The sequence below is a fragment of the Laedolimicola ammoniilytica genome, from assembly GCF_025567165.1.
GTDB classification, from domain to species: domain Bacteria; phylum Bacillota; class Clostridia; order Lachnospirales; family Lachnospiraceae; genus Laedolimicola; species Laedolimicola ammoniilytica.
Genome location: NZ_JAOQKC010000027.1, coordinates 40202 through 46201 on the forward strand (window position 1 = coordinate 40202; position 6000 = coordinate 46201).

General features: G+C 41.0%; 9 protein-coding genes and 1 pseudogene. 2 read left to right on the top strand and 8 right to left on the bottom strand.

Annotated elements, in window-relative coordinates:
* Positions 1 to 49: 49 nt before the first annotated feature.
* Entirely contained in the window at positions 50 to 922 is an 873-nt protein-coding gene (locus OCV63_RS15240) for a DMT family transporter (RefSeq protein ID WP_262670908.1), read from the top strand.
* 1 nt (position 923) lies between these two features.
* On the opposite strand, the gene OCV63_RS15245 is transcribed toward OCV63_RS15240, so the two are convergent.
* The 8 genes from OCV63_RS15245 to OCV63_RS15280 form a co-directional block, all read right to left on the bottom strand.
* Entirely contained in the window at positions 924 to 1232 is a 309-nt protein-coding gene (locus OCV63_RS15245; protein ID WP_158365161.1) for a helix-turn-helix domain-containing protein, read from the bottom strand.
* Between the two features lie 63 nt (positions 1233 to 1295).
* A complete protein-coding gene (locus OCV63_RS15250; RefSeq protein WP_262670906.1) occupies positions 1296 to 1535 on the bottom strand; it encodes a hypothetical protein in 240 nt (79 codons plus the stop codon).
* Between the two features lie 132 nt (positions 1536 to 1667).
* Positions 1668 to 2039, bottom strand: a complete 372-nt coding sequence (locus OCV63_RS15255) for a hypothetical protein (RefSeq protein WP_158365162.1) — start codon at positions 2037 to 2039, stop codon at positions 1668 to 1670.
* Between the two features lie 17 nt (positions 2040 to 2056).
* Positions 2057 to 2677 (bottom strand): GIY-YIG nuclease family protein, encoded by a 621-nt coding sequence (locus OCV63_RS15260; protein WP_158365163.1) that lies wholly within the window; start codon positions 2675 to 2677, stop codon positions 2057 to 2059.
* Between the two features lie 60 nt (positions 2678 to 2737).
* Entirely contained in the window at positions 2738 to 2923 is a 186-nt protein-coding gene (locus OCV63_RS15265) for a hypothetical protein (protein WP_158365164.1), read from the bottom strand.
* Entirely contained in the window at positions 2923 to 3528 is a 606-nt protein-coding gene (locus tag OCV63_RS15270) for a hypothetical protein (protein ID WP_158365165.1), read from the bottom strand. The genes OCV63_RS15265 and OCV63_RS15270 overlap by 1 nt, the downstream gene beginning before the upstream one ends.
* A gap of 37 nt (positions 3529 to 3565) precedes the next feature.
* Positions 3566 to 4576: a PDDEXK nuclease domain-containing protein gene (locus tag OCV63_RS15275; protein WP_158365166.1), complete on the bottom strand. Its 1011-nt coding sequence runs from the start codon at positions 4574 to 4576 to the stop codon at positions 3566 to 3568.
* 33 nt (positions 4577 to 4609) lie between these two features.
* The gene (locus tag OCV63_RS15280) at positions 4610 to 4819 is read right to left on the bottom strand and encodes a helix-turn-helix domain-containing protein (protein ID WP_117914316.1); all 210 of its coding nucleotides are present in this window, start codon (positions 4817 to 4819) and stop codon (positions 4610 to 4612) included.
* A 122-nt stretch (positions 4820 to 4941) separates the two neighbouring features.
* On the opposite strand from OCV63_RS15280, the pseudogene OCV63_RS15285 reads away from it, so the two are divergent.
* Positions 4942 to 5833: pseudogene (locus OCV63_RS15285) on the top strand (transposase); the annotation flags it as partial.
* Between the last annotated feature and the right edge of the window lie 167 nt (positions 5834 to 6000).

A 6000-nucleotide genomic window follows, 5' to 3' on the forward strand; every position in this document is an offset into this window, starting at 1 on the left:
CCAAAAAGGAGTTACTGCAAATGAATCATTCCAACCACACAAAGGGGTTCTGTACGCAGCCCTGGGAAGCTTAAGCTGGGGAATCTCCGGCGTCTGCAGCCAGTCACTTTTTATGCATTATCAGCTGGAGGCTCCCTGGCTGACTGCCGTCCGTATGGTCTGCTCCGGTATTCTTCTGCTTCTGATTACCCTTCCAAAAGATAAAGCCCATGTTTTCCGTATCTGGACGAGACCCAAAGATGTGATACAGCTTCTGGCCTTTGCCCTGCTGGGACTTCTGATGTGCCAGTACACCTTTCTCTGCGCTATCCGGTATTCCAACTCCGCCACGGCCACAGTGCTTCAGAGTCTTAACGTGATTCTGATGGCTGTCATCATGGCAATCCGGAATCGGAAGAGAATGGGAAGTCGCCAGCTGCTTGCCGTTTTTCTGGCATTGGTCGGCACTTTTCTCATCGCTGCCGGGGGCAATCCTGCCAACATGAATCTCTCAGGGGCGGGCTTGATCTTCGGCCTTCTGGCCGCAATAGGCGTTATTACCTACACCCTTTTATCACGGCCTGTTGTGGCAGTCTGGGGAAATCTCATGGTTACCGGCTGGGGAATGCTCATCGGCGGCCTGACACTTTTTCTGGCCATAAAAGCCTGGCAGCTTCCCTCCGGCCTGGACGCTACGGCCTGGCTCCTTGTGGCATCCATTGTCCTCATCGGAACAGCCCTTGGCTTCTCCATTTTTCTGGAGGGCGTCAAGCTCATCGGCCCCGTAAAGGCAACCCTCATCGGCTGTCTGGAACCTGCCTCCGCCACGGCACTTTCCGCCCTGTTTCTGGGAACTCGCTTTTCCCTGCCGGAGCTTAGCGGATTCTGTTTTATTATTCTGACGGTATTTTTATCTGTAACGGGATCCGAAAAGCAGTTATGATTTACCGTTCTCTTCTGCTTTCTTTCCGATAAGCCCCCGGCGTCATTTTGCAGGCTTCCCGAAAAACCTTTCCGTAATAAGCTGCGCTGGAGAATCCGGTCGCCATGGCAATCTCCATTACCGTCTCCTCTGAATCCTTCAGAAGCTTTTTACTCATCTCAATCCGGTATTCCATCAGATACTCGAAGGGCGTCTTCTGCATGCAGGCTTGAAAACAGCGCAGCGCCTCCCGTTTTCCCACTGACGCGGCGCCGGCAATTTCGTCCAGGCTCAGCTTTTTCGGATAATGATGGTGTATAAAGGCCAGCATCTGCACCAGACGCTCCTGACGGATGGTCTGAACCGACCTTTCTCCATAATTGAAAAGCGCAATCTACTTTCCCAACAAAAGCCAGATTTCCGAAAACAGATTTCTGGTCTGAAATTCCGTATCCAGCTCATTCTGGAGCCTGGCAGCCGCCCGCAGCTTTACTAATATTTTCTGCTGATTTTCATTCGTCCCCCGTAATTCCAGAATATCCAGCTTTTTATTCTGCAGCACTGGTTCCAGATATTTTGTTTCAAAAATGCTTTTAAAATGCCCGGCCAGGAACGTGCTGGCTCGGTTGTTCAACGAGTAACCTAGTCACTCCCTACTGTATAGGGCAATCGTGGAACAGGCATTTTCCCTTGAAAATCGGTATGTTGAACCGATTAAAACCTTGATGTTGCCATATTTATCGAACATGACAATATACGGATTCTCTTATTTTTCTTGTTCATCTTTACATAATTCAGCCAGTCTATTAAGAGCAATAATGAACCAGCTCCTGTTAGGCATAGAAAGTATCTCTGCTGCATCGTATGCCCAATGATTGAAATATCTCCATCTGGAATATATAGCCGCTCCAAGTAAAGAAATATCATTTACATTTTCAGTGATGGTATCTAAGGCTCTTGCATCATATACAGCTTTTTCAAATTTTTCTTCAAAAGCATGGCCACAATCCATCTCAAATCCAAGTGCTGAACAATCATCTGCCAAGTAGCGATCAACCAACTCTATATAATCAATGTCTGAATCACGAAATTTCTCGTTCCACTTCACGGCAAAACTATAAACATCTTTTCTTTCCATTCAGTGCTATCCCTTCACTAATTATCATTATATCCATTCTTGATGGTATCAAAGCACCGTTTCCAATATTGTTCTCTTTCTAAAATCTTTATCGGATCATACGAGAGTCCAAAATATTCAAGTAGGGTATATGTAAAATACTTTTCAAAATACTCTGCACCTTTCTGTTCATAAAGTGCAATAAGTTTTTTATTACTACCATGCTTTGAATCCAAATAATTACCCCATCTTTGAGCTACGCCCTCTTCTCCTGTGGCCGATCCAATATATAGTTTTCCAGTATGGGTATCCGTAAGACAATACACCCCTGTAATCTTTTTCAAGGCTTCATAATAAATTGGAAGAATTCGACCATTGAAAATGTCAGATAATCTATGATACGGTAGATGTACATGGTCATATCCTTCAAACTTCTCACCACTATAAACACATGGAAGAACCTCTCGAACAATTGCCTGATCAAGATATTTGCTCAAATTAAATACATATCTTGAGAAGGTATTGCCTTTCTTGCATTTGATGATGAGCCTTCCGAATAATGAAACAAATCTATCAAGCACTTGAATATCAGCCCAATCATCAGCTGGAGTATCTATTATCTGTGCAGCCGAAATAAGCAACCATTCATCTTCCGGCATTCTTGCAAAACTAAAAACCCATTGTCCAGGATAGACGTTTCTCTGCTTTCCATACCAACCCTAATATGAACAATCCTTGCATGTACCGTTTGCTTTTTCTCCTTCCGAGTGTTTCAACCATCTATCGAGAAATGGTTGTCCTCCACTTCCAACTTGCATATTAAATTCTATTTTACTATTCTTAATTTCTTCTTGTGATAAATGAAGAATGTCATTTAATAACAAGTCCATTAAAACACCTTCCATCAACCCTTCTTTGGTAAATTAAAATCAAATTTACCTCCAAGAACACTTGCACTGATTCCTGCCACGGTTAAAACAGCCATGCTGATTCCACCCACAAGTTTCCAGTTAAATTCTCCTTTTTCGGTATCTTTTTTGTTTACCTTATCTTCGATTTCTTTTTCTTGTTCTCTGATTTCACTATCTTTCTCATTAGCCATCTTTACTAATTCAGACTCTCTGTTTAAAATTTCCATAATCATTTCTGGTGAAAGGTTAGGATTATCTAAGAGTTTGCTACAGTCAGCTTGTACTTGCTTAACAAAATCATAAAACTGCTTTCTACTATCTGCTGCACTATCCATTTCCTTATTAGCAACACCATAGTACTCCTTGATGCTATCATCATCACTTTCAACAATTGAGTCAAGCATTCCTTTGTATTCTGTTAATGTTGTTTTCATCAACCCAACAAATTCAGGAAACTGTGCGAGAACTTCCTTTGCCACTTCGGGACGCAATTCTCCGAGTTTTGATGCAAAACTAATCACATCACTTTTTGATATATTCTTAAAATCTGTTCTCTCCATGAGTGAGAGAATTTGTTTTTCATTACTTGTATATTCCATGCTCATATGCTCCTTGATTTAATTAGTGAGTGCCACTTTATTCTTCTTCAGAAACCGTTCCGGCTAATTCGATGTATTCCTTCAATTTTTTCTGCAACAGTTTCTTGTCAATCAATTTCAGATTATATTCAGAAACCATCGTTGGTGATAAACTACGACTGAGAGCAAATTCTACAACCTCATCGTCCTTGCTTGCACAGAGAATAACACCAACGCTCGGATTTTCATTGTCTTTTTTGACTTCACGGTCAAGAGCTTCAAGATAAAGATTTATCTTGCCAATATACTCTGGTTTGAATTCTCCAATTTTCAGTTCAAAAGCCACAAGGCATGAAAGACCTCTGTGGTAGAACAGCAAATCGATATAATAATCGTGTTTTCCGACCTGTACACGATACTCCTCACCGATGAAAGTGAAGTCCTTGCCAATCTCAAGAATGAAATCCTTTAGGTTTCGAATAATAGACTTCTGCAAATCCCGTTCAGATACTGTTTCCGGCACATCAAGAAAATCAAGCACATAATTATCAAGAAAAACATTGCCTGTTGCTCTTCTGGATTCTTCAATGGCAGGGGTCAGTGGTTTTTGTGACAACATATATCTTTCATAGTATCCACTGTCAATCTGACGTTCCAATTCTCTTTTTGAAAGACGCTCTTTAATACACATATTCATGTAAAAAATACGTTCGTCCATACTCTTACACGCAGACATGATTTTGAGATGATTCGTCCAGCTCAATTGTGTCACCAGTGGTGACACTTTTTCATTGTCTTTGTAAAGTTCATAAAACTGCTTCATTCTGTAAAGTCCACGACGATTAAATCCTTTCAGTTCAGGATAATTCGTTGCAAAGAAATCAGCCAGTTTCTGCACAAATGCATCACCATATTCAGCATTTTCCGACTGCACGCTAATATATTCGCCTATATCACGGTACATTAAAATCAGTTCCTCATTCACTTTGCGGTATGCACGTTCTTTAGCAGACTCAATAATATCAACAATTTTTTTAAATTGTTCACCATAAGGTATCAAATCACTCATAATGTGTTCCTTTCCAAATAGTTATTTTTGATTTTAATCTCGTTTCACATAAGTCAGTTCAATATCATAACCCAAAGCCTCCAACATCTGCACGAAGGTCTTATTCACAACACTGTCCTGCTTTTTGATGATGCGATTAACATACTGACCTGTAGTTCCGATTGTTTCCGCAATCCGTGCTTGGGTTGTTCCATTCTCTATGCACTTTACTTTTACATCTACTTCAATATTGTTTTTAATCATATATTTGCCGCTCCCATTCACAATCCTTGTTAGTTCTAACACAGATAAGATAATTTATTATAACACACAATTCACAAAAATACAATCCCGGCACGGTTTTGCTCTGTAAATTTTCTATGCAGGACAAAATGATCCATTGTGGTGACCCCGCCTTCGGCGGTGCCATGTATGGCTGTAAGCATTGCGGCAATCTCAAGTTTGTCCCTTTCCGCTGTCACAGCCGCTTTGCCCTACCTGTGGTAATAAGTACTCTATGGAACGTACTACTTCCATGGCTTTTAAACTCATTCACGTTACTCACCGTCATTGTGTTTTTACCATTGATGAAAATCTTCGCCCTTTCTTCTTAGACGATCGTTCCTTGCTTCATTGTCTTCTTTCCTCCGAAATTCTTTCCTTTCCGCCCTACTCAACGAGATGCAACATAAGCTTGGAAATTCATTCAAAAAAATAAAGGCCAAACGTTATGAAGATCATCCCAATGGTTTCTATGTTTATGCCAAGCCCAACAGTTGCGATTCCAAAACCGTTCTTAATTACATCGGTCGTTACCTTGGCATACCTGTTATCGCTACTTCCCGCATTGATTCTTATGACGGTGATTTGGTTACCTTTCACTACAACCGTCATGAAGATAATAAATATATCGTCGAAACCGTTCCCGCCATTACCTTTATTGAACGGTTAATTCAACATATACCGGAAAAGCATTTCAAAATGATCCGCTATGGTGGTCTTTATGCCAGACACCGTAAGATTGACAAAAACCTTCATCGTGCTATTTCTCGCGAAAAACATCACATTTATCGTAGTTTTAACCGCTGGCGTCAGGCTATCTCTCTTTCATTTGGATATGACCCTTTAAAATGTCCTGACTGCGGCTCTACTATGTCCGTCCTTGAACTTTACTACAACCATAAGCGCGTCTCCCTCGAAGAAATGTACGAGAAAGCCATGTCCAAAGCTCGTAGGAAAAGAGCTGACTTGAAATCCGAAATTCCAGTGCAGCAGTAAATTCCATCCCATATTTAAAATTCTAATTTTTAAAACCACTTATAGTGATAAAACAAAGGATTTCTGCTATAATGAATCTGTCTTTTCAAAAAATACTCAGTTTCAGGGCATGAAAAAGAGACCGCTGGAGTTCAGTGTGCGTGACTAAATTCCACCGGACGCATGGG

Excerpts from the sequence above, each read along its gene's own strand:
- OCV63_RS15245 (WP_158365161.1), bottom strand. The coding sequence starts at position 1,232 with ATGCTGGCCTTTATACACCATCATTATCCGAAAAAGCTGAGCCTGGAC.
- OCV63_RS15255 (WP_158365162.1), bottom strand. The coding sequence starts at position 2,039 with ATGGAAAGAAAAGATGTTTATAGTTTTGCCGTGAAGTGGAACGAGAAA.
- OCV63_RS15260 (WP_158365163.1), bottom strand. The coding sequence starts at position 2,677 with ATGCCGGAAGATGAATGGTTGCTTATTTCGGCTGCACAGATAATAGAT.
- OCV63_RS15265 (WP_158365164.1), bottom strand. The coding sequence starts at position 2,923 with ATGGAAGGTGTTTTAATGGACTTGTTATTAAATGACATTCTTCATTTA.
- OCV63_RS15270 (WP_158365165.1), bottom strand. The coding sequence starts at position 3,528 with ATGGAATATACAAGTAATGAAAAACAAATTCTCTCACTCATGGAGAGA.
- OCV63_RS15275 (WP_158365166.1), bottom strand. The coding sequence starts at position 4,576 with ATGAGTGATTTGATACCTTATGGTGAACAATTTAAAAAAATTGTTGAT.
- OCV63_RS15280 (WP_117914316.1), bottom strand. The coding sequence starts at position 4,819 with ATGATTAAAAACAATATTGAAGTAGATGTAAAAGTAAAGTGCATAGAG.